Source organism: Thermomonospora umbrina (assembly GCF_003386555.1).
Taxonomy (GTDB): domain Bacteria; phylum Actinomycetota; class Actinomycetes; order Streptosporangiales; family Streptosporangiaceae; genus Thermomonospora; species Thermomonospora umbrina.
Genome location: NZ_QTTT01000001.1, coordinates 6,310,998 through 6,331,275, shown reverse-complemented (window position 1 = coordinate 6,331,275; position 20,278 = coordinate 6,310,998). Strand labels below are relative to the sequence as shown.

17 protein-coding genes and 2 riboswitches are annotated in these 20,278 nt (G+C 73.8%); of the genes, 6 read left to right on the top strand and 11 right to left on the bottom strand.

Going from position 1 to position 20,278, the window contains the following annotated elements:
- Positions 1-58 precede the first annotated feature (58 nt).
- Together DFJ69_RS28340 and DFJ69_RS28335 are read right to left on the bottom strand one after the other, a co-directional pair.
- The gene (locus tag DFJ69_RS28340; RefSeq protein WP_116025402.1) at positions 59-1,516 is read right to left on the bottom strand and encodes an FAD-dependent oxidoreductase; all 1,458 of its coding nucleotides are present in this window, start codon (positions 1,514-1,516) and stop codon (positions 59-61) included.
- Positions 1,513-3,642: a molybdopterin oxidoreductase family protein gene (locus tag DFJ69_RS28335; RefSeq protein WP_116025401.1), complete on the bottom strand. Its 2,130-nt coding sequence runs from the start codon at positions 3,640-3,642 to the stop codon at positions 1,513-1,515. Before DFJ69_RS28335 ends, DFJ69_RS28340 begins: the two co-directional genes overlap by 4 nt.
- 293 nt (positions 3,643-3,935) lie before the next feature.
- Between DFJ69_RS28335 and DFJ69_RS28330 the strand changes: the two genes are divergently transcribed.
- Positions 3,936-4,436 (top strand): NUDIX domain-containing protein, encoded by a 501-nt coding sequence (locus DFJ69_RS28330; RefSeq protein WP_116025400.1) that lies wholly within the window; start codon positions 3,936-3,938, stop codon positions 4,434-4,436.
- 66 nt (positions 4,437-4,502) lie between these two features.
- Positions 4,503-4,745: a hypothetical protein gene (locus tag DFJ69_RS28325; protein ID WP_116025399.1), complete on the top strand. Its 243-nt coding sequence runs from the start codon at positions 4,503-4,505 to the stop codon at positions 4,743-4,745.
- An 89-nt stretch (positions 4,746-4,834) separates the two neighbouring features.
- Here DFJ69_RS28325 and DFJ69_RS28320 read toward each other — a convergent pair whose 3' ends face one another.
- The 3 genes from DFJ69_RS28320 to DFJ69_RS28310 form a co-directional block, all read right to left on the bottom strand.
- Complete coding sequence (locus tag DFJ69_RS28320; protein WP_116025398.1) at positions 4,835-6,238, bottom strand: MFS transporter; 1,404 nt, start codon at positions 6,236-6,238, stop codon at positions 4,835-4,837.
- Positions 6,239-6,378: 140 nt separating this feature from the next.
- Positions 6,379-7,041 carry a maleylpyruvate isomerase N-terminal domain-containing protein gene (locus DFJ69_RS28315; protein WP_116025397.1) on the bottom strand — a complete coding sequence of 221 codons (663 nt, stop codon included), beginning with the start codon at positions 7,039-7,041 and terminating at the stop codon, positions 6,379-6,381.
- A gap of 83 nt (positions 7,042-7,124) precedes the next feature.
- Positions 7,125-7,553, bottom strand: a complete 429-nt coding sequence (locus DFJ69_RS28310; protein WP_116025396.1) for a plectin — start codon at positions 7,551-7,553, stop codon at positions 7,125-7,127.
- Between the two features lie 139 nt (positions 7,554-7,692).
- Between DFJ69_RS28310 and DFJ69_RS28305 the strand changes: the two genes are divergently transcribed.
- On the top strand, positions 7,693-8,253 hold the full coding sequence (locus tag DFJ69_RS28305) for a TetR/AcrR family transcriptional regulator (protein WP_116025395.1): 561 nt from the start codon (positions 7,693-7,695) through the stop codon (positions 8,251-8,253).
- Positions 8,254-8,406: 153 nt separating this feature from the next.
- Here the strand turns inward: DFJ69_RS28305 and DFJ69_RS28300 are convergent, their stop codons facing one another.
- From DFJ69_RS28300 to DFJ69_RS28290, 3 genes are read right to left on the bottom strand one after another with little or no spacing between them, the layout of a single operon-like run.
- On the bottom strand, positions 8,407-9,063 hold the full coding sequence (locus tag DFJ69_RS28300) for a LutC/YkgG family protein (protein ID WP_245974616.1): 657 nt from the start codon (positions 9,061-9,063) through the stop codon (positions 8,407-8,409).
- The gene (locus DFJ69_RS28295; RefSeq protein ID WP_170177802.1) at positions 9,060-10,544 is read right to left on the bottom strand and encodes a lactate utilization protein B; all 1,485 of its coding nucleotides are present in this window, start codon (positions 10,542-10,544) and stop codon (positions 9,060-9,062) included. Before DFJ69_RS28295 ends, DFJ69_RS28300 begins: the two co-directional genes overlap by 4 nt.
- Positions 10,541-11,272, bottom strand: coding sequence for a (Fe-S)-binding protein (locus DFJ69_RS28290; protein WP_116025394.1), 732 nt, complete (start codon positions 11,270-11,272; stop codon positions 10,541-10,543). The genes DFJ69_RS28295 and DFJ69_RS28290 overlap by 4 nt, the downstream gene beginning before the upstream one ends.
- Before the next feature lie 270 nt (positions 11,273-11,542).
- On the opposite strand from DFJ69_RS28290, the gene DFJ69_RS28285 reads away from it, so the two are divergent.
- A complete protein-coding gene (locus tag DFJ69_RS28285; protein ID WP_116025393.1) occupies positions 11,543-11,749 on the top strand; it encodes a DUF5999 family protein in 207 nt (68 codons plus the stop codon).
- 108 nt (positions 11,750-11,857) lie between these two features.
- On the opposite strand, the gene DFJ69_RS28280 is transcribed toward DFJ69_RS28285, so the two are convergent.
- Positions 11,858-12,484 (bottom strand): alpha/beta hydrolase family protein, encoded by a 627-nt coding sequence (locus DFJ69_RS28280; protein WP_116025392.1) that lies wholly within the window; start codon positions 12,482-12,484, stop codon positions 11,858-11,860.
- 54 nt (positions 12,485-12,538) lie between these two features.
- On the opposite strand from DFJ69_RS28280, the gene DFJ69_RS28275 reads away from it, so the two are divergent.
- The gene (locus DFJ69_RS28275) at positions 12,539-12,964 is read left to right on the top strand and encodes a PPOX class F420-dependent oxidoreductase (protein WP_116025391.1); all 426 of its coding nucleotides are present in this window, start codon (positions 12,539-12,541) and stop codon (positions 12,962-12,964) included.
- 9 nt (positions 12,965-12,973) lie between these two features.
- Here the strand turns inward: DFJ69_RS28275 and DFJ69_RS28270 are convergent, their stop codons facing one another.
- Both DFJ69_RS28270 and gcvP read right to left on the bottom strand, forming a co-directional pair.
- On the bottom strand, positions 12,974-14,083 hold the full coding sequence (locus tag DFJ69_RS28270) for a YfgM family protein (protein WP_116025390.1): 1,110 nt from the start codon (positions 14,081-14,083) through the stop codon (positions 12,974-12,976).
- A 97-nt stretch (positions 14,084-14,180) separates the two neighbouring features.
- Complete coding sequence (gene gcvP, locus DFJ69_RS28265) at positions 14,181-17,027, bottom strand: aminomethyl-transferring glycine dehydrogenase (RefSeq protein ID WP_116025389.1); 2,847 nt, start codon at positions 17,025-17,027, stop codon at positions 14,181-14,183.
- 101 nt (positions 17,028-17,128) lie between these two features.
- Positions 17,129-17,235: riboswitch (glycine riboswitch) on the bottom strand.
- Positions 17,236-17,331, bottom strand: a riboswitch (glycine riboswitch).
- A gap of 272 nt (positions 17,332-17,603) precedes the next feature.
- Between gcvP and DFJ69_RS28260 the strand changes: the two genes are divergently transcribed.
- Positions 17,604-20,174 carry a lysylphosphatidylglycerol synthase transmembrane domain-containing protein gene (locus DFJ69_RS28260; RefSeq protein WP_245974615.1) on the top strand — a complete coding sequence of 857 codons (2,571 nt, stop codon included), beginning with the start codon at positions 17,604-17,606 and terminating at the stop codon, positions 20,172-20,174.
- Positions 20,175-20,278 lie beyond the last annotated feature (104 nt).

Here is a 20,278-nt window from a genome sequence, read left to right as displayed (position 1 = left end):
CGGATCACGGCGGGTTCGCGGTGTTTCGCACATTCTGACCGGTTCAATGACCGGCGGTTCAGCCGGTGGGGGCGGCCTCCTGCTCGTCCAGCCAACAGACGATGCCCTCCACCGCGTCACGGCAACCGCCGCAGCCGGTGCTCGCCCGGGTACGGGCGGCCACCTCCTCGACCGTGCGGGCGCCGTGCTCCCAGCAGGCGCGGATCTGCCCCTTGGAGACGTTGTTGCACTGGCAGACCGTCGCCGCGTCGGGCATCCGCACCGGCGAATCGCTCACCGGGGCGCCGTTGATGCCGGGGAACAGCAGACTGAGCCGATCGGACGGCAACGGCGCGGCCCGGTCGTACAACTGGGTGAGGGTGCCGGCGGTGCCGGTCTCCCCCAACAGGATCGCGCCGATCAGCCGGTCGTCCTTGATGACCACCTTCTTGTACGTGCCGCGGGCGGGATCGGCGAACCGGACGACCTCGACGTCGGGATCCTCGTCGCCGTGATGGGTCTCCCCCATCGTGGCCAGCTCCACGCTGGCGGCCTTGAGCCGGGTGATCTCCCGGGCGCCGGTGAACCGGGCGTCGACGTCGGTCTCGGCGAGCAGGTCGGCGAGGATGGCCGCCTGCTCCCACGCCGGCGCCACCAGCCCGTACACCGTGCCGCCGTACTGCGAGCACTCGCCGATGGCGCGCACGGACGGGTCGCTGACCGAACGCAGCATCTCGTCGACCACGATCCCGCGATCGATCTCCAGCCCCGCCTCACGCGCCAGCGCCACGTCCGGCCGCACCCCGCACGCCAGCACCACCACGTCGGCGGACAGGAACTCGCCGTTGGCGAGCTCGACGCCGCTGACGCGGGTCCCCGAGGCGGCCTCCTCGGTCCGCAGCGCGGAGACGCTGATCTCCAGGCGGGCGCGGATGCCCAGCCGGCCGAGGGTCCGTGCCAGCACCCGGCCCGCGCCGGGGTCGAGCTGACGCTCCATCAGGTGGCCCGCCAGGTGGACGACCGTGACGTCCAGGCCGCGACCGGCAAGACCGCGGGCCGCCTCGATGCCCAGCAGCCCCCCGCCCACCACGACGGCGTGCTTCGCCCCTTCGGCGGCCTCCAGGATCCGAACGCAGTCGTCCAGGGTCCGGAAGGCCACCGCCCCGGCCGGCAGCCCGTCCCCGGTGCCCGGCAGGGGCGGCACGATCGCGGTGCTGCCGGTGGCGATCACCAACGTCCGGTACGGCGTGACGCCGCCGTCGGACGCGTGCACCAGGCGCCGCTCCCGGTCGATCCGGACGATCTCCACGCCGAGCCGGGCGTCGACCCCGTGGCGCTCGTACCAGGACGGGTCCACCAGACCGATCTGGTCCGGGCGTGACGCCCCCGCCAGCACGTTCGACAACAGCACCCGGTTGTAGGGCTGCTGCGCCTCGGCCCCGAACACCGTCAGGGGCATCTTCCGGTCACGGTCACGCATCTCCGTGACGAACCGGGAACCGGCCATGCCGTTCCCCACGACGACGATCCCGCTCACTGGTCGGCTCCGTTCTCCTCATGAGGCTCGAGCCGCACGGCGCAGACCTTGAACTCCGGCATCCGCGACATGGGGTCGAGCGCTGTGTTGGTCAGCAGGTTCGCGCGGCCTTCCTCGGCCCAGTGGAAGGGGATGAACACGGTGTCGTGCCGGATGGTGTCGACCAGGCGGGCCCGTACGGTCACGGTGCCGCGCCGGCTGGTCACCCGGACCATCTCGCCCTCGGCCACGCCGGACCGGGCGGCCAGGTCGGGATGGATCTCCACGAACGGCTCCGGGGAGGCGTCCACCAGCGGCGCGATCCGCCGGGTCTGCGCTCCGCTCTGGTAGTGCGCGAGCACCCGGCCCGTGATCAGGTGCACGGGGTAGGCCGCGTCGACGCCCTCGGCGGGCCCGGTGTGGTCGACCGGGGTGAACCGCGCCCGTCCGTCCGGCGTGTGGAAGCGCTCGGCGAAGGGACGCGGCGTGCCCGGATGGTCCTCCGAGGGGCAGGGCCAGAACACGCCGCCCTCGGACTCGATCCGCTCGTAGGTGATGCCGGCGTAGTCGGCGGGACCGCCGGCGCTGGCCGCGCGCAGCTCGTCGAACACCTCGGCGGGCTCGGTGCTCCACGTGCCCGGGGCCGCCAGCCGGTCGGCCAGCCCGGCGAGGATCTCCAGGTCGGTGCGGACACCGTCGGGGGCGGCCACCGCCCGGCGACGCCGCAGCACCCGGCCCTCCAGGTTGGTCATCGTGCCCGACTCCTCCGCCCACTGCGCGGTCGGCAGCACCACGTCGGCGCGGCGGGCGGTCTCCGACAGCACGAAGTCGGACACGGCCAGGAACTCCAGCGCGTTGATCCGCTCCTCGATCAGCCCGGAGCGCGGCGCCGACACCACCGGGTTGGAGCCGAACAGCAGCAGCGCCTTGGGTCCGTCGTCGGCCCCGAGCGCGTCCAGCAGCTCGAACGCCGAACGGCCGGGCCCGGGGATGATCTCCGGATCGACCCCCCACACGGCCGCGACGTGCTCCCGGGCCGCCGGGTCGTCGATCTTGCGGTAGCCGGGCAGTTGGTCGGCCTTCTGCCCGTGCTCGCGACCGCCTTGGCCGTTGCCCTGCCCGGTCAGGCAGCCGTAGCCGCCGCCCTCGCGTCCGGGCAGGCCCAGCGCGAGCGCCAGGTTGATGAAGGCGGTCACCGTGTCGGTGCCGCGGGCGTGCTGCTCGGCGCCGCGCGCGGTGAGGATCAGCGACCGGTTCCCCCGGCCCAGCAGCCGGACCGCCTCCCGCATCTGCGGGACGGGGACCCCGGTGATCCGCTCGACCCGGTCGGGCCAGTAGGCGTTCACCGAGATCCGCACCGCCTCGAACCCGCCGGTGCGCGCCGCCACGAAGTCCTCGTCGACCAGCCCCTCGGCGATCGCCAGGTGCAGCATCCCGTTGGCCAGCGCCAGGTCGGTGCCGGGGGCCGGCTGCAGGTGCAGGTCGGCCTGCTTGGCGGTCGCGGTGCGCCGCGGATCGATGACGACCAGGGCCCCGCCGCGCTCGCGCATCTCGGTGAGGTGCCGCATGAACGGCGGCATGGTCTCGGCCACGTTCCCGCCGACCAGCATGATCGCGTCCGCCCGCGCCAGGTCCGTGATCGGCCCCGGCAGGCCCCGGTCCAGGCCGAACGCCCGGTTGAGCGCGGCGGCCGCCGAGGACATGCAGAACCGGCCGTTGTAGTCGATCTGCGAGGTGCGCAGCGCGATCCGGGCGAACTTGCCGAGCTGGTACGCCTTCTCGTTGGTGAGTCCGCCGCCGCCGAAGACCCCGATCGCGTCCCGGCCGTGGCGTTCCTGCAGCCGGGCGACCTCTCCCGCGATCCGGTCCAGCGCCTCCTCCCACGTGCACGGCTCCAGCGGCGCGCCCAGATGCGCCCGCATCAGCGGCGTGGTCAGCCGGTCGGGAACGGTGAGCAGCTCGGCCGCCGTCCAGCCCTTCTGACACAGGCCGCCCCGGTTGGCGGGGACGTCCTCGCGAGGAGTCACCCGCACGGGGCTGCCGCCCACCGCCATCCCGCACTGCAGCGCGCAGTACGGACAGTGCGTGGGCGTCCCGCCCGGCGCGACCGTGGGGGTCTCCGGGATCACCTGCTCGCTCACCGACATGCGGCCGATCGTGTGCGCGAGGCGTTTCGCGAACGCGTCCCGATTGTGTCCCAGATGTTAAAAACGGCTCACCGAACCACGTTCGCTGAGGTCAGCGGCTGTCGTGGCACGCTCCAGACGGGGGGCGCGGGGTGTGACGGGGTGATCACGTGTCCGCTGTTCTCATCGTTCTGAGGGTCCCATTCGGCACCCGTCGATGCCGCCTCGAACGGATCGACGGCCACCGCCGTCACCACGGATCGTTGCGGCGAACCGCCCCCGCGACGGACCCGCGACGGGCTTAGCCTCGTGCCATGCCCGACGTTGCTTACTACGCCTCCCTGCCCCGCACCCGGGGCGCCGCCGCGGCCCTCCTCCTGGACGACCTGGGCCGGGTCCTGCTGGTCAAGCCCACCTACAAGGAGGGCTGGTTCCTGCCGGGCGGAGTGATCGAGCAGGGCGAATCCCCGCTGGCCGCGTGCGTGCGCGAATGCGAGGAGGAGCTCGGCTTCGTGCCCCGGCTGGACGGACTGGCCTGCGTGGACTGGGGGCCGCCCCGAGAGGGGGTGGACGCGGTCAACGTGTTCGTGTTCGGCGGCAGCGTCACCCCCGACGAGATCGCCGGCATCCGGCTGCCCGCCGACGAACTGTCCGAGCACGTGCTGGTGGCCCCCGAGAAGATCCCCGAGCTGGCCGCCCCGCACATCGCCCGCCGGATGGAGCCCAGCCTGCGCGGCATCGCCGAGGGCCGCGCCGTCTACCTGGAGGACGGCCGCGAGCCCGGCTTCGGACCCGCCTGGGAACCGGTGCGGTAGAGGCGCGCTCCCCCTGGGTAGGCAGCCGTACGTACTGCACGGCCGGCGAACCGGGGGGAGACGCCGATGGCCACCTGCGAGGTCTGCGGCAACGACTACGCCATGTCCTTCGAGGTGCACGCCCAGGGGGCCGTGCACACCTTCGACTCGTTCGAGTGCGCCATCACCAGGATGGCGCCCATCTGTGAGCACTGTTCCTGCCGCATCCTCGGCCACGGCATCGAGGTCGACCGGCACTGGTACTGCTGCGCGCACTGCGCCCGCACGGCGGATCCCCGCAGCGCGGAGCTGGTCTCCGACCGCGCCTGACGTCCGTCGCGCCGCCGGAACGAGGACGGGCGCGGCACCGGCGTCCTCGCCGATACCGCGCCCGCCGGGTTCACCCGGTTCGCCGAGAATCAGACCCCGGCCTCGGCCAGGCTCATCCTCCGGTCGCCGACCTGCACCTTGCGCAGGTAGACCACCCAGGTCAGCGTCATGCAGATCGCGTAGAAGACCGCCAGCCCGACCAGCGCCGGGGCGATGCCCTTGGTCTGCTCCAGCGAGATCCGGAAGGACTGCTGGACCAGCACGCCGCCCAGCGCGCCGACGGCCGAGGAGATGCCGATCGCCGCCGCCGCCTTGCGCCGCGCGGTCGTCAGCGCCGCCGCCCTCGCCTTCGCGTCGGACGCGTCCACCCCCATCAGCTCCCGGGTCCGGAAGATCGCCGGGATCATCTTGTAGGTGGAGCCGTTGCCGATACCGGTGGTGATGAAGACGAACAGGAAGGCGGACAGGAACAGCGGCCAGCTCCCCGCCTCCACCGCGTACGCCACCGCGCCGATGCCCACGGCCATCAGCAGGAAGTCGATCGCGGTGACCCGCGCCCCGCCGAACCGGTCGGCCAGCCAACCGCCGAACGGGCGGGCCAGCGAGCCGGCGAACGCGCCCAGCCAGATCACGTTGGCGCCCTTGATGTCAGGGAACTGCGCCTTGATCAGCACGCCGAACGAGAAGGCGTATCCGATGAACGACCCGAACGTGCCGATGTAGAGCACCGACATGATGATCGTCTGCCGGTCCCGAGCGGCCGCCGTCATCTCGCGCAGCGTGTAGGCGGAGGTGGCCTTGCTCAGGTTGTTCATGAAGAAGTAGGCGCACACGGCGGCCAGCAGGATGAACGGCATCCAGACCCAGCCGACCGCGACCAGCCCGAAGGCCACGATCAGCGGCGGCATGGCGAGCTGGGTCACGCTGGTGCCCAGGTTCCCGCCCGCGGCGTTCAGCCCGAGGGGCAGACCCTGCTTGCTCGTCGGGTAGAAGTGCGTGATGTTGGCCATCGAGGAGGCGAAGTTCCCGCCGCCCAGGCCGGTGGTCGCCGCGATCAGCAGCAGCACCCCGTACGGGATGTCGGGGTTCTCGATCGCGTACACGAACAGCCCGCACGGGATCAGCAGCAGCAGCGCGCTGACCACCGTCCAGTTGCGGCCGCCGAACCTCGCCGGCGCGAACGTGTAGGGGATCCGCATGGCCGCGCCGACCAGGTTGGGCAACGTGGTCAGCCACAGCACCTGGCCCACCGACAACTGCATGCCCACGGTGCTCAGGTTGAGGACCGCGATGCTCCACAGCAGCCAGACGCAGAAGCCCAGGTGCTCGGTGAGGATGGAGAAGACCAGGTTGCGCGCGGCGACCTTGCGGCCGGTCCGCGCCCAGAAGGCGTCGTCGTCGGGCTCCCAGTGGTCGATCCAGCGGCCGCCCTTCGCCGATGGACTGACCGCGGAGGCCGCCTGGCTCTCCTGGGGGTCGGTCAGAACCGTCATCGCAGTGCCTCCAGGGTGTCTGTGCGGAACATCCTGAAAATTAGGCACGCCGCGTTACGCCGAACCGCGGATCGCGTACCCGCGGTGATACATCCTGCGCACATTCGAAACATTCGCCTGTGAACGCCGGCGGAGGAGCGCTACCTCACCCGCGCCACGCGCCGGGTGCGCCGCGCGGTGTCCGCGGCCGGCCACCGCGGCGAACGGCCCGACGAGCGCAGCACCGACTCCCACGGGTCGCCGCCGGTCAGCGGCAGGTGGGGCACGCCCCAGTGCCAGGCCGACACCAGCACCTCGGGGTCGCGCGGCCGGTACTCCTCCCCGATGGCGCGGGCCAGGTCCCACGCGTGCAGGTGCCACTCGACGCAGGCGGCGCCCACGTGGTCGCCGATGGTGTACCTGGTGCCGCGGTAGACCAGGTGGGTCCGGTCCCAGACGTCCGGGATCAGGTCGGCGTAGGCGTCCGCCGAGACGGTGAACGTCATGATCCGCTGCGGCCCGGACTCGGTGGGCAGCACCGCCAGCTCGGCGGCGTTCTGCCGGGCCTGCTGGCGGATCAGCACCGCCGACGGCGCGTTCTGCGCGAACAGCGTGGCCAGCCGGCTGTCCGGCGCGTCCTGGAGGTACTCCAACTGGTTCTCGGCGACGCAGCGCAGATGCCCCGCCAGGTCGAGGGCGGTCCACTCGGTGCAGGGGGTGGGCGCCGACCAGTCCTCCACGCGCGCGGCCAGCCCTCGGATCGCCCGTACCCCCTCCTGGTAGGAGTCCAGCAGGCGATGCCGATCCGGCGGCGTGCGGTCCAATCGATCTCCCCGTCCCCGACCGTTCACGGACGCGATGCGGCCCCGGCGCGTCCCGAACGGGTGTCCACCACGGTCCCGGCCGGTCAGGCCGCCACGCCGGGGCCCACCCGGAACCCGAGGCGGTGCGCCTCCCGGGCGGTGCGCAGCCGGGCGGCCTCCTCGGTCCACGGCCGCACGGCGGGGCGGGCCTTGGCCCTGCGCCGGGCGATCTCGGCGTCCCGCCGGGCCTTGGCGGCGTCCTTGGCGTCCGCGGGCGCGTACGCCTTGGGGCCCATCGCGACGCGCTCGGCGGCCTCGGCGGCCAGCAGCGCCTCGGTCAGCGCCCGGTCGAACGCGCCGGCCAGGGCCCGCAGCCCCTCCCCCGGACGCGCCGCCTCCCGGGCCCGCGCGTCCCGGAACGCGTCCTCCGCCTCGGCGGCCGCCGCCAGCCTGTCGCGGTAGGCGCCCGCCAGCTCCTGATCGGCGGCGTACCGCTCCATGACGTCCTTGGTCACCCGGCGGCCCAGCGGCATGGCGGGTCCTTCCTCTCGCTGTGACGATCCCGGAGACAGGGTACGCGGGTCGCCGTCCGGACGGGGGGCCGGACACCGGGTTGGGAACGTGCGGGCGGAAGGCTTACCGCCCGGTGCCTTTACGTAGTAAGGTCCGAGCATGGTCAGACAGCCCAGCGTGGCGGCACAGCACCGGGAACCGCTCACCCGCGACCGGATCATCGAGGCGGCGCTGCACATCGTCGACGGCCAGGGCCTGGGCCGGCTCACCATGCGGCGGCTCGGCGACGCCCTCGAGGTCGAGGCGATGGCGATCTACCACCATCTGCCGCGCGGCAAGGAGGAACTGCTCGACGGGCTGGTCGCCCACGTGGCGGTGCTCCCGGCGGAGGCCCGCAGCGCCGACTGGCGCGCCGCCCTGCGCTCGTGGGCGGACGCCTACCGCGCCCGACTGCTCGCCCACGCCGGCGTTCTGCCCCTGCTCGTCACCCGCCGCAACCCCGCGGCCCTCTCCGGTACGACCGCGTCCCTGCGGGAGATCCTGCGCCAGGCCGGTCTCCCCGAGCAGTCCGCCGCCGACGGCGCGCACGCCCTGCTCGGCTACGTGATCGGCCACGCCGCCCTGGAGGTCCGCGACACGGCCGCCGCCGAGGAGTCCGTCGACTGGCACGCCCGCTTCTCGGCGGGCCTCGCCCTGATCCTGCGCGGCCTACCGACCTAGCCGCCCCCCACGTTCCCCAAGCCCGGACCCGACACCACCCACCATCGCCTCGGGGAACGCCGACGCAACATCGTCCGACCGTGGACCGCACAGGCGCAACCCGAACTCCGGACGGAAGCGGGCGTGGGGGGTCGCCCCACACGAGAACTCCCGCTAGTCCTCGACGACCAGGACCTCCAGGGTGCGGGGGCCGTGGACGCCGGGGACGCGTTCCAGTTCGACGTCGGCGGTCGCCGCCGGACCGCTGATCCAGGTCAGGGGACGGTACGGGTCGAGGCGGGCGACGGCCTCGGGCAGGGTGCCGACGATCTGGTCGGCGTGCACCACGCACAGGTGGTAGTCGGGCACCAGCGTCAGCGCGCGGCGGCCCTGGGCGCGGCCGCCGTCCAGCACGATCGTCCCCGTCCGGGCGATCGCCATCGCGCAGCCGGTGACCACTCCGTCGGCGGCGTCGAGTGCGGCCAGGTCGAGCGCGGCGGTGCCGGCGGGGTCGCCGGAGTCGGCCAGGGCCCGGACGCCGTCGACCTGGCTCAGCCAGCCGAACGGCAGGTCGGCGGGGACCACGATGCGCTCGGTCCCCCTGGCCCAGAGGGCGGCGGCGATCGTGGTGGCCAGTTCGTCGACGCCGACGTGGCGGACGGTGGCCCGGTGGTCGGCGACGCGTTCGCTGAACAGCGCGACGACGTCGGCGCGGTCGGCGGCCTCCTCGTCAGTGAGCCGATGATCGTAGTCGCGGGGGATCTCCACCGTGGGGCGGGGCGCGTCGCCGAGGGCCTCCCGGACCCGCCGCAGGACGCGGTCGCGGCTCACCGGCGCCTCCAGCGGGCGCGGAAGGGGTGTCGGGGCGGTGCGGGCAGGTCGCGCGCGTCGGTCCATTTGCCGAGCAGTCCGGGCAGTCGTTGGATGCGTCCGCCCCGCGACATCAACCGGCCCCAGCGGGCGCCCTGCCGCAGCGCCGACTCGTAGCGTCGCCGGTCCCCCATCGCCCACGCCATGCCGCGCATCATGACCAGTTCGGGGGGCGGCACGGGCCGGTGGCGGCGCGCCTCGATCACCTTGCCGCGCAGGTGGACCAGGATCCCGGGAAGGTCGATCTTGACCGGGCAGACGTCGGCGCACGCCCCGCACAGGGTGGAGGCGTACGGCAGGGACGCCTCGGCGGCCCGCTCGACCCCGCGGGTCAGTGGGGTCCAGACCGCGCCGATCGGCCCGGACAGGACGGACCCGCCCGCCCCGTAGGCGTGGCCGCCGGTCCGCTCGTACACCGGGCACACCGGCAGGCAGGCCGAGCAGCGGATGCAGCGCAGCGCCGCCCGGCCCACCTCGTCGGCGAGCGCGGCGGTCCGGCCGTTGTCGAGGAGCACCACGTGCAGGTCGCGCGGGCCGTCGGCGGGCGACACGCCCGTCCAGGTGTTGACGTACGGGGTCATCCGCTCGCCCGTCGACGCGCGCGGCAGCAGTTGGAGGAGGACCTCCATGTCCTCCCAGGTCGCGACGACCTGTTCGATGCCGATCAGGCAGATCAGCGTCCGCGGGAGGGTGACGCACATCCGTCCGCCGCCGTCGCCCTCCGCCATCACCAGCGTCCCGGTCTCGGCCACCGCGAACGCGGCGCCGGTGATCGCGGCGTCGGCCGTGAGCAGCCGCTCCCTCAGGTGTCGGCGGACGGTGTCGGCCAGGCCCTCCGGGTCGTCGGTCGGCTCCGGGGACGCGCCGGGCAGCTCCCGCCGGAACGTCTCGCGGATCTGCGCCCGGTCCTGGTGAACGGCGGGGAGCAGGAAGTGGGCGGGGCGCTCCCCGGCGAGTTGGACGGCGAGCGCGGCCGTGCCGGTCTCCACGACGCCGATCCCGGCCTCGGCGAGCGCCTCGTCGACGCCGATCTCCCCGGCCGCGGTGGACTGGGCCTTGATCACCTCGGTGTGCCCGGCGTCCCGGAGCAGCCGCACGACGAGCCTTCGGGCCTCGGCGGCGTCGACGGCCCAGTGCACGGTGCCGCCGGCCTCGACGAGGGCTCGTTCCAGGTCCTCCAGGTGGGTGTCCAGGGAGAGCAGCGCCCGGTCGCGGACGGCGCGGCCCGCCTCGCGGAGCGCCTCCCAGTCGCCGGCCTCGGCGGTGGCGGCGGCCCGGCGCTCGCGCAGGGCGGCCATGGACTCGCGGAGGTTGCGGCGCAGCCGGGTGTCGGCCAGCGCGTCGCGGGCGGCGGTCGCGAACTTCGGCCGGCCGCCCGCGCCGCCCGCCGGGCGCGCCGGCGCCACGACGGGCATCGGCAGCGGCACGGGGCCGGTGGTCATCGGGCGGCCTCCGTCGCGGCGAGGATCTCCGCCAGGTGCATCACGCGCACGCCGCTGTGCAGCCTTCCCAGGGCCCCGCCGATGTGGGTCAGGCAGGAGTTGTCGACCGCGCACACGACGTCCGCCGAGGTCTGGCGGATGTGGCGGACCTTGTCGGCCACCATGGCGACCGACACGTCGGCGTTCTTCACCGCGAACGTCCCGCCGAAGCCGCAGCACTCCTCGGCGGCGGGCAGCTCGGCCAGTTCCAGGCCCCGGACGGCGCGCAGCAGGCGCAGCGGCCGGTCGCCGAGCCGCAGGGACCGCAGCGAGTGGCAGGTCGGGTGGTAGGCGACGCGGTGCGGGAAGTAGGCCCCGACGTCGGTCACGCCCAGGACGTCCACCAGGAACTCGGTCAGCTCGTACACGCGCAGGGACGCGGCGGCCTCGGCGAGGGCCGGGTCGCCCGTGCTCGCCGCGAGCCGGGGGTATCCGTCACGTATGGTGGTCGCACAGGAGGCCGAGGGCGTGACCACCACGTCGTCGGGCCCGAAGACCTCGGTGAACCGGCGGGCCAGCCCGGCGGCCTCCCGGTGGTAGCCGGTGCTCCAGTGCATCTGGCCGCAGCAGGTCTGCTCGGGGGTGAAGTCCACCTCGCAGCCCAGCCGGGTCAACAGGGCGACGAGGGCCTCGCCGGTCCGGGGGAACAGCAGGTCGTTGAAGCAGGCGACGAACAACGCGACGCGCAATCGGTCCTCCCTCCCCCGGGGGGCATCTTAGGGAAGGTTTCATGATCGCATGGTGTGTCGTTCCGCGGCCGTTACCGGCGCGCGGGGAAGCTGGGAATGAACCGCGAAATGACGCGGGGGGACCGTGCCGACTACTCCGGGGGAACGAAGGTGCCAGATCAACAATCGTCCCAACGGGCTATGTCGCCGTGACCTGAACCACAGCAGACTGGTAAACGTCCGAAGTGACAGACCGCACGTCCGTTAGTGATCGAGACCGGAGGCACACCGATGTGCCCGCACCAGCCGCCCTGCCCGTCGCACGACGCACCCGACCGCGATGCCGCGCTCACGCTGGCCCGCCACCCCGAGCAGGGGTGGAGCCTGCTGTGCAACGGCGTCGTGCTCTTCGACGACACCGGTGAGCTGCTGCCCGACGGGGAAGTCATCGCACCGCACCGCCCGACCTCGGCGAGGTCGGCGACGTCCGCGGCCTGATCGACGGACCCGGCCTCCACGGAGGGACCGGTCCATCAGGGTGATCATCCTCGGGGGCGCCCGCCACCCGTCCGTCCGCCATCGACCGACCCGTCCCTCGACCGACGATCACCGGGCCCGGCCGGGCCCGGGGTCGTCCCCGCCGGTCCAGCGGCGCAGCCACGGTTCCACCGCGGCGGCGACCAGGGCCGGATCCTTGCTCAGCTCATGCCGTTCGCCCGGCAGCACCGTCACCTGTGCGGCGTCGGCCGGGTCGGGCACGCCGAAGGGGTCCCGGTCGCCGTTGACGACCAGCACCTCGACGCCGGCCTCGCGCAGTTCCGGCGCCCGTGATGTCTCGGGCCTGCGGGGCGGGTGCAGCGGGAACGCCAGCGCCACCACCCCGACGGCCCCTGCGGCGCGCGCCGTCCGGCAGGCCACCCGGGCTCCGTTGCTCCGGCCGCCCTGCACGAGCGCGAGATCGCCGAAGCGCTCCCGCAGCATCGCGACGACCTCCAGCCAGGCCTCGTCCTGCCCGACCGCCGAGCCCGGCGCCCGCCGCCCGGCCACCCGGAACGGCTGCAGGACCCGGGCGACCGCGCCGCCGAGGCCCAGTGCCGCGTCCCGCACCGCGAGCAGGTCCGGCGTCTCCACTCCCCCGTTGGAGCCGTGGGTCAGCAGCAGCCAGAACCCGGGCGTCCCGCCCGGCTCGTCCAGGGTGACCTCGGCGGGCCCCCGGGCCGTCACGATCCGCATGCGTCCACGCTAACGTTCCGTGGAGATCGATCACCGGAGGGGCGGGCCCAGGGCATGGAGAAGATGACCGACGCCGAGTGGCGTGCGTTCGTGACCGAGGGCACCCGGACGGGCAAGGCCGCCGTGGTCCGCAGGGACGGCCGCCCGCACGTGACGCCGATCTGGTTCGTGCTGGATGGCGACGACCTGCTGTTCAACACCGGCCGGGAGAGCCTCAAGGGCCGGTGCCTGCGCCGCGACCCGAGGATCTCGATCTGCGTGGACGACCAGGAGCCGCCCTACTCGTTCGTCCTGCTCGGCGGCGAGGCGGTGCTCGAGGAGGACCTCGACGAGATGCGCCGCTGGGCGACGGCGATCGGCGGCCGGTACATGGGGGCCGACAAGGGCGCGGAGTTCGGCGCCCGCAACGCGGTGCCGGGCGAGCTGCTGGTGCGGGTCCGGATCACCCACGTGGTGGCCGAACGCGCCGTGGCGGGCTGAGCCGGGCCGTCAGTCGCCCGCGTCCAGCACCCGCCGGGCGCGGTCGCCGAAGCTCTCCTCCAGCAGGCCGCCCCAGGCGTAGTCGGCGGGCACGCCGACCGCCCGCCCGAGATCCTCGTGGGCCTCACCGGCGGTCTTCGCCGGGCCCCGGGCGAACCGCAGCGCCGCCAGCGCGTACATGTGGTCGAGGGCGCCGAAGACCTCGCCGGTCAGCGAGGGCAGCGTGCCGTTAGCGACCGCCTGCTCCACCACCGGCTCCCACCAGGGGATGTCGGCGTCGTCGTCGCGGGCCCCGAACTCGCGGCGCAGCCGGGCCCGGACCTCTCCGGCGATGCCCGACCGGCCCAGGCCGCGCGTCCAGACCTCGCGGGCCTCCTCGGCGCGACCGCGCAGCGGCAGGGTGCGGGCGAGGAGCTCGGTCGCCAGCGGGCCGACCTCCGGGTCGGTGGCGGCCTCGTCGTCGTCGAGCACCGCGTCGAACGCGCCGATGGCCTGGTCGAGATAGGCGATCCCGATCGTGGTGGCCAGCCGGGCGTAGGCGTACGGGCTCGTCTCCCGGTCGATCAGGCGCAGGGCCCCGGCCAGCACCCGCTGGGCGCGGGACGGCTCTCCCCGTTCCAGCAGCCGCTGGGCCAGGTCGTGCGCGGCGACGGGGGCGTACTGGGCGTGCCCGGTGGCGATCACCTGCTCCCACCAGTCGCGGGCCGTCTCCAGGTCGCCGTCGTCGTCGGCGAGCTGGGCGAGGGCGAGCAGCGCGGGCGGCAGGTAGTCGGGGTTGCCGAAGTCGACCACGATGGTCCAGGCGCGGGCCGCCTCGGAGCGTTCGCCGGCCCGTTCGTGGGTGAGCGCGAGATGGTAGGCGGCGCGGGGGCCGTACTCGGCGTCCTGGGTGCCGATGGCGATCCAGTCGGCCTCGCGGGCGCCGACCACGTCGCCGACGTCGTCGAGGACGACGGCCAGCCCGAGGGCCGCCCGCGCCCGGTGCGGGCCCTCCCCCATCTCCAGCACGTGCTCGAACACGCGGGCGGCCGCGGCGGGATCCCCGGCCTCGGCGAGCCTGCGGGCCTCCTCGCACAGCATCGACGGATCTGCGGTCGCCTCGTCGGGCGTCGTGGCCATGCGGATGCCTTCGGGGTCTGCCTACATGATCCGTCGAAGCCTATCGAGCCGGGGCCGCCGCGCCCGATGTTTTCATCGGGCGCGGCGCGCACGACGATCAGTCCTCGAACGCCTCCGGCGGCGGGCAGGAGCACACCAGGTTGCGGTCGCCGTAGGCCTGGTCGATGCGGCGGACCGGGGACCAGTACTTGCCGTCGCGCAGGGACGGCAGCGGGTAGGCCGCCTCCTCGCGGCGGTAGGCGTGCTTCCAGTCGTCGCCCACCAGCAGGTCGGCGGTGTGCGGGGCGTTCTTGAGCGGGTTGTCCTCGGCGTCGTACCCGCCGTCGGCCACCCGGGAGATCTCCCGCCGGATCTCGATCATCGCGTCGCAGAACCGGTCGAGCTCGGCCAGGTCCTCGCTCTCGGTGGGCTCGATCATCAGCGTGCCGGCCACCGGGAACGACAGGGTCGGGGCGTGGAAGCCGTAGTCGATCAGCCGCTTGGCGACGTCCTCGGCGGTGATCCCGGTCTCCTTGGTGATCTTGCGGAGGTCGGCGATGCACTCGTGCGCCACCAGCCCGTTCCGGCCGGTGTAGAGGATCGGGTAGTGCGGGGCGAGCCGGCGGGCCACGTAGTTGGCGGCCAGGATGGCGCCCTCGGTGGCCTCGCGCAGCCCGTCCGGACCCATCATCGCGATGTACGCCCACGAGATCGGCAGGATGCCCGCCGAACCCCAGGGGGCGGCCGAGATCGGCCCCACGCCGGTGTCCTGCGGGCCGGCCTCGGGGCGCAGCGGGTGGCTGGGCAGGAACGGCGCCAGGTGCTCGCGGACGCCGACCGGCCCGACGCCGGGACCGCCGCCGCCGTGCGGGATGCAGAACGTCTTGTGCAGGTTGAGGTGGGAGACGTCGGAGCCGAACTCGCCGGGCCGGGCCAGGCCGACCAGCGCGTTCAGGTTGGCGCCGTCCACGTAGACCTGCCCGCCCGCCGCGTGCACGGCCGCGCAGACGTCGGTGATGGTCTCCTCGAAGACCCCGTGCGTGGACGGGTACGTCACCATGATCGCGGAGAGGTCCGCCCCGTGCTGGGCGATCTTGGCGTGCAGGTCGTCCATGTCGATGTTGCCGGTGTCGTCGCACTTCACGACGACGACGCGCATGCCCGCCATGACGGCGCTGGCCGCGTTGGTGCCGTGCGCCGACGAGGGGATCAGGCAGACGTCCCGGTGGGTCTCGTCGCGGGACTCGTGGTAGCCGCGGATGGCCAGCAGCCCCGCCAGCTCGCCCTGGGAGCCCGCGTTGGGCTGGACGGAGACCTTGGCGTAGCCGGTGATCTCGGCCAGCCAGCCCTCCAGCTCGCCGATCAGCTCCACGTAGCCCCGCACCTGGTCGATCGGCGCGAACGGGTGGATCTGGGCGAACTCCGGCCAGGTGACGGGCTCCATCTCGGTGGTCGCGTTGAGCTTCATCGTGCAGGAGCCCAGCGGGATCATCGTCCGGTCCAGCGCCAGGTCCTTGTCCTGGAGGCGGCGCAGGTAGCGCAGCATCGCCGTCTCGGAGCGGTGGGAGTGGAAGACCGGGTGCGTCATGTAGACGTCCTCGCGCCGCAGCCCGTCGAGCGGGTCACCGCCGGGCGCGCGGCCCGCCGGGGCGGCGCCGAACGCCTCGAGCACCACGCCGACGTGCTCGGCGGTGGTGGTCTCGTCGCAGGAGATCCCCACGTGGTCGGTGTCGACGGGCCGCAGGTTGACGCCCCGCTCGACGGCCGCCCGGACCACCTCGTCGGCGCGGCCGGGCACCCGGGCCAGGACGGTGTCGAAGAACGCGTCGTGGACCACCTCGACACCGGCGTCGCGCAGCCCCTCCGCCAGCGCGCGGGCGTGCCCGTGGACCCGCTCGGCGATCACCCGCAGCCCCTCGGGGCCGTGGTAGACGGCGTACATCCCGGCCATCACCGCCAGCAGCACCTGCGCGGTGCAGATGTTGCTGGTGGCCTTCTCCCGGCGGATGTGCTGCTCGCGGGTCTGCAGGGCCAGCCGGTACGCCTGCCGGCCGTCGGCGTCGACCGAGACGCCGACCAGCCGGCCGGGGAGCTGGCGCTGGATGCCCTCGCGGACCGCCATGTAGCCGGCGTGCGGGCCGCCGAAGCCGTACGGGACCCCGAACCGCTGGGACGAGCCCACGGCGATGTCGGCCCCGAGGTCGCCCGGCGGGCGCAGCAGCGTCAGGGCCAGCAGGTCGGCGGCGACGACCACCCGGGCGCCCCGCTCCTTGGCCTGCGCGACGATCGGGGCCGGGTCGCGGACGGCGCCGCTCGTGCCGGGGTACTGCAGCAGCACCCCGAAGACGTCCCCGCCGTCCGGCAGCCCGGCGGACAGGTCGGCGACCACGATCTCGATGCCCAGCGGCACCGCGCGGGTCCGCACGACCTCGATGGTCTGCGGCAGCACGTCGGCGTCGATGAGGAACGCCCCCGGCGCCTTGGCCTTGGACAGCCGGTGCGCCAGGGCCATCGCCTCGGCGGCGGCGGTGCCCTCGTCGAGCATGGAGGCGTTGGCGACGGGGAGGCCGGTGAGGTCCGACACCACCGTCTGGAAGTTCAGCAGGGCCTCCAGCCGACCCTGGGAGATCTCCGGCTGGTACGGCGTGTAGGCCGTGTACCAGCCCGGGTTCTCCATCACGTTGCGCAGGATCACACCGGGCGTGATGGTGCCGTGGTAGCCGAGGCCGATCATGGAGGGGAGGACCCGGTTGCCGGCGGCCAGCGTGCGGAGCCGGTCGAGGGCGGCGCTCTCGCTGAGCGCCTCGGGCAGGTCCAGCGGACGGTCGGTGCGGATGGCCCCGGGGACCGCGTCGGCGACCATCGTGCCGGTGTCCGCGTAGCCGATCCGCTCCAGCATGCGGGCGTGGTCGTCGGGCGTGGGACCGATGTGCCGGTCGGCGAACGTGGTCTGGGCTGTGGTCATGTCCGGGGAGCCTTCCTGGGCGGCTGCCGCGGCCGGCGCGGCGGGCTTCGGCAGTGGTCCGGCCGCCGCGCACGCGCACGCGCACGGGCCGATGGCCGGTCTCCCCCTCTGTCATCTGCACCTGAGAGCTTCGCCCGCGCCGGGGCTTGCACCGTCGGTGAGGCGCCGTTCCCCATCCGATCGGGAACACGCCTGCTTTCCAGAGGCGCCTGCCCGTGCGGTCCTTTTGCCTGAGAGGTTCCGGGGAGGGTTGCCCCTTCGGCGCCCCGCGCTGGCGGCGCGGGATCTCTCCCGCACAGGGTTGACGGCTACTGCCCGCACTCTATCCAACGGAGCGGGCAAGTGATCTCAACGGACCCGCCTCTGGCGGGAAAACCCAGGCCAGGGGGTGCGTGGGGACGTCGGCGAGGTCGCTACGATGTTCGCGGCACAACGAAGACGGGAGAATCCCGGTGGCCGCGCGACGGCGGGGACCGGGCCGGAGGGTGGGCGGGTGGAGCTGGTGGCCGGCCCTCGACGCGCCGCCGCGCGTTCTGGGACGCTGATCACGATGAAGCGCCCGGACGGCGGTGTCACGTGACACCGACCCACGACGACGCGGTGGCCCGCAAGGGCGCCGCCTCCCCCGGCGAGCCCGCCGGAGAGGAACCCGAGGTGCGCGCCGAGGATCCCGCCGAAGACCCCACGGAAGACCCCGGGGAGGCCGAGCGCAGGCTCGCCGCCTTCCGCGCCGCGGCCGCCTCCACCGTGCACGAGCCCTCCCAGCCGCAGCGGATCCGCCGCCCCGCCGACGCCATCAAGTTCGCCGCCTCGGTGGCGGGGGTCGTCGGCGTGCTGCTCCTGGTGAACTTCGCCAAGGGCACCACCCTGGGTCTGCAGACCGACATCAGGGAGGGCACCAAGCAGGCCCCCCACCTGCTGCTGAGCCTGGCCACCCTGATCTCCAGCTTCGGGGTGCTGGCGGTGCCGGTCGCGTTCGCGGTGGAGCGCCTGCTGCGCCGCGACGGACTGCGGGTGGCGGTGGCGCTGCTGGCCGCCGTGATCGCCTTCGCGCTCACCGTGCTGCTGGACGGCTGGGAGATCCCGGCGGCGCCCGGCGGCGTGCTCGACTCGCTGATCTGGGGCGGCTCCCGGACCGCGCCCCTGCACACCGACATCACCCCGGTGATCGCGTTCGTCACCGCGGTCCGGATGACCGGCCGGCCCCGCTGGCAGGCGATCACCTGGACGATGATCGGCCTGGCCGCGCTGACCGGGCTGACCGCCCAGTACGCCTCCGTGTCGGCGCTGGCGGCCACCTACTTCCTGGGGCGGGCCATCGGCTACGGCACCCTCTACGCCGTCGGCACGCCCAACCCGCGCCCGCCGGGCACCGCCGTGATGGCGGCGCTGCGCCGGCTGGGGGTCGTCCCCGCCCGCGCCCGCCGCCTGCCCGACCTGGACGAGGTGCGCCGGTACGGCGTCGCGGCGGCCGACGGCGGCCGGCTCGGCGAGGCGGCGCGCGACGCCGCCCGGCCGGGGGCCGAATGGCAGCTCGAGGTGACCGTCCTCGACCGCGACCAGCAGACCGCCGGGATGCCCTACCGGGTCTGGCGGCTGGTGCGGCTGCGCGACCGCAGCACCCGTAGGGCCGTCCGCTCGCTGCGGCGCTCGCTGGAGCAGGAGTCGCTGATGGCCTACGCCCTGCGGTCGGCGGGCGCCCGCACCCCCCGGCTGCTGGGCACCTCCGACGTGGGCACCGAGGCGGCGCTGCTGGCCTACGAGTACGTTCCCGGGCGGACCCTCGCGGCCCTGTCGGACGACGAGCTGACCGACCCGTTCCTCATCGACATCTGGCGTCAGATGGAGCTGATGCAGGCGGCGCGGCTGGCGCACCGGCGGCTGGAGCAGGGCGCGGTCCTGCGCGGCGACGACGGGGCGGCGTGGATCGTGGACCTGCGCGCCGGGGAGGTCGCCGCCACCGACCTGGTGCTGCGGCTGGACCTGGCGCAGATGCTGACCACGCTGGCGCTGCGGGTCGGCGCCGAACGGGCGGTCGCCGCCGCCGCCGAGGTGCTGGGCGCGCGGGCGCTGGCCACGGCGGCGCCGCTGTTGCAGCGGGTGGCGCTGAACCGCGACACCCGGTCGGCGCTGCGGCACGACCGCGAGCTGCTGACCCGGATCCGCGAGCAGATCCTGCGGCTGGAGCCGGAGATCGAGGTGCCGCCGGTCCGCCTGGAACGGTTCCGGCCGCGCACCATCATCAGCATCATCGCCCTGACCATCGCCGCCTACATCGTCTTCCCGCAGGTCAGCAATGTCGATATCGGCGGGCTGCTGGCGAACGCGGAGTGGTGGTGGGTCGCGGTCGGGGTGGCGGGCTCGGCGGCCACCTACCTCGCGGCGGCGTGGATGCTGATGGGCTTCGTGCCGGAACGGCTGCCGCTCGGCCGGACCCTGCTGGTGCAGATGGCCGCGTCGTTCGTGAAGCTGGTGGCGCCCGCGGCGGTCACCGGCGTGGCGCTCAACACGCGGTACCTCCAGCGGGCGGGGATCCGCCCCGGGCCCGCGGTGGCCAGTGTGAGCGCCTCCCAGCTCACCGGACTGGCGATCCATGTGCTGCTGCTGGTGCTGTTCGGGTTCATCACCGGCTCGGCCGACAACGCCACCAAGAACCTGGCGCCGTCGCGGATGATCGTCATCGTGCTGCTGGCGGTGGCGGTGGCGACCGGGATCGCGGCGGCGATCCCCCCGGTGCGGCGACGGGCCGCCGACCGGCTGCGGTCGATGTTCTCCGGTGTGGTGCCGCGGATGGCCGACGTGCTGCAGTCGCCGCGCAAGCTGATCACCGGGTTCGGCGGGACGCTGCTGCTGACCGCCGGGTTCGTGCTGTGCCTGGACGCCTCGATCCGGGCGTTCGGCGGCGAGTTGGAGTGGACGGCGGTGGTCGTGGTCTTCCTCACCGCCAACGCGGTGGGCTCGGCCGCGCCGACGCCGGGCGGGCTGGGCGCCGTGGAGGGCGCGCTGGCGTTCGGGCTGACGATCTCGGGGCTGCCGAAGGAGACCGCGACGTCGGCGGTGGTGCTGTTCCGGCTGCTGACCTTCTGGCTGCCGGTGTTGCCGGGCTGGGCGGCCTTCACCTATCTGCAGCGCAAGGAGGCGATCTGAGGTCGCCGAGGGCCCCTACGGTCGTCTGAGGGCTCCGAGACGGACGAGGTGCTCGAGAGGGAACCTCCGCACCTATATGATCGTTCGCGGAGTATGGGGGTCTT

Bases quoted from the DNA above. Each gene is read 5' to 3' on its own strand.
- DFJ69_RS28335 (WP_116025401.1), bottom strand. From the start codon at position 3,642: ATGTCGGTGAGCGAGCAGGTGATCCCGGAGACCCCCACGGTCGCGCCG.
- DFJ69_RS28330 (WP_116025400.1), top strand. From the start codon at position 3,936: ATGCCCGACGTTGCTTACTACGCCTCCCTGCCCCGCACCCGGGGCGCC.
- DFJ69_RS28325 (WP_116025399.1), top strand. From the start codon at position 4,503: ATGGCCACCTGCGAGGTCTGCGGCAACGACTACGCCATGTCCTTCGAG.
- DFJ69_RS28320 (WP_116025398.1), bottom strand. From the start codon at position 6,238: ATGACGGTTCTGACCGACCCCCAGGAGAGCCAGGCGGCCTCCGCGGTC.
- DFJ69_RS28310 (WP_116025396.1), bottom strand. From the start codon at position 7,553: ATGCCGCTGGGCCGCCGGGTGACCAAGGACGTCATGGAGCGGTACGCC.
- DFJ69_RS28305 (WP_116025395.1), top strand. From the start codon at position 7,693: ATGGTCAGACAGCCCAGCGTGGCGGCACAGCACCGGGAACCGCTCACC.
- DFJ69_RS28295 (WP_170177802.1), bottom strand. From the start codon at position 10,544: ATGACCACCGGCCCCGTGCCGCTGCCGATGCCCGTCGTGGCGCCGGCG.
- DFJ69_RS28285 (WP_116025393.1), top strand. From the start codon at position 11,543: ATGTGCCCGCACCAGCCGCCCTGCCCGTCGCACGACGCACCCGACCGC.
- DFJ69_RS28280 (WP_116025392.1), bottom strand. From the start codon at position 12,484: ATGCGGATCGTGACGGCCCGGGGGCCCGCCGAGGTCACCCTGGACGAG.
- DFJ69_RS28275 (WP_116025391.1), top strand. From the start codon at position 12,539: ATGGAGAAGATGACCGACGCCGAGTGGCGTGCGTTCGTGACCGAGGGC.
- DFJ69_RS28270 (WP_116025390.1), bottom strand. From the start codon at position 14,083: ATGGCCACGACGCCCGACGAGGCGACCGCAGATCCGTCGATGCTGTGC.
- gcvP (WP_116025389.1), bottom strand. From the start codon at position 17,027: ATGACCACAGCCCAGACCACGTTCGCCGACCGGCACATCGGTCCCACG.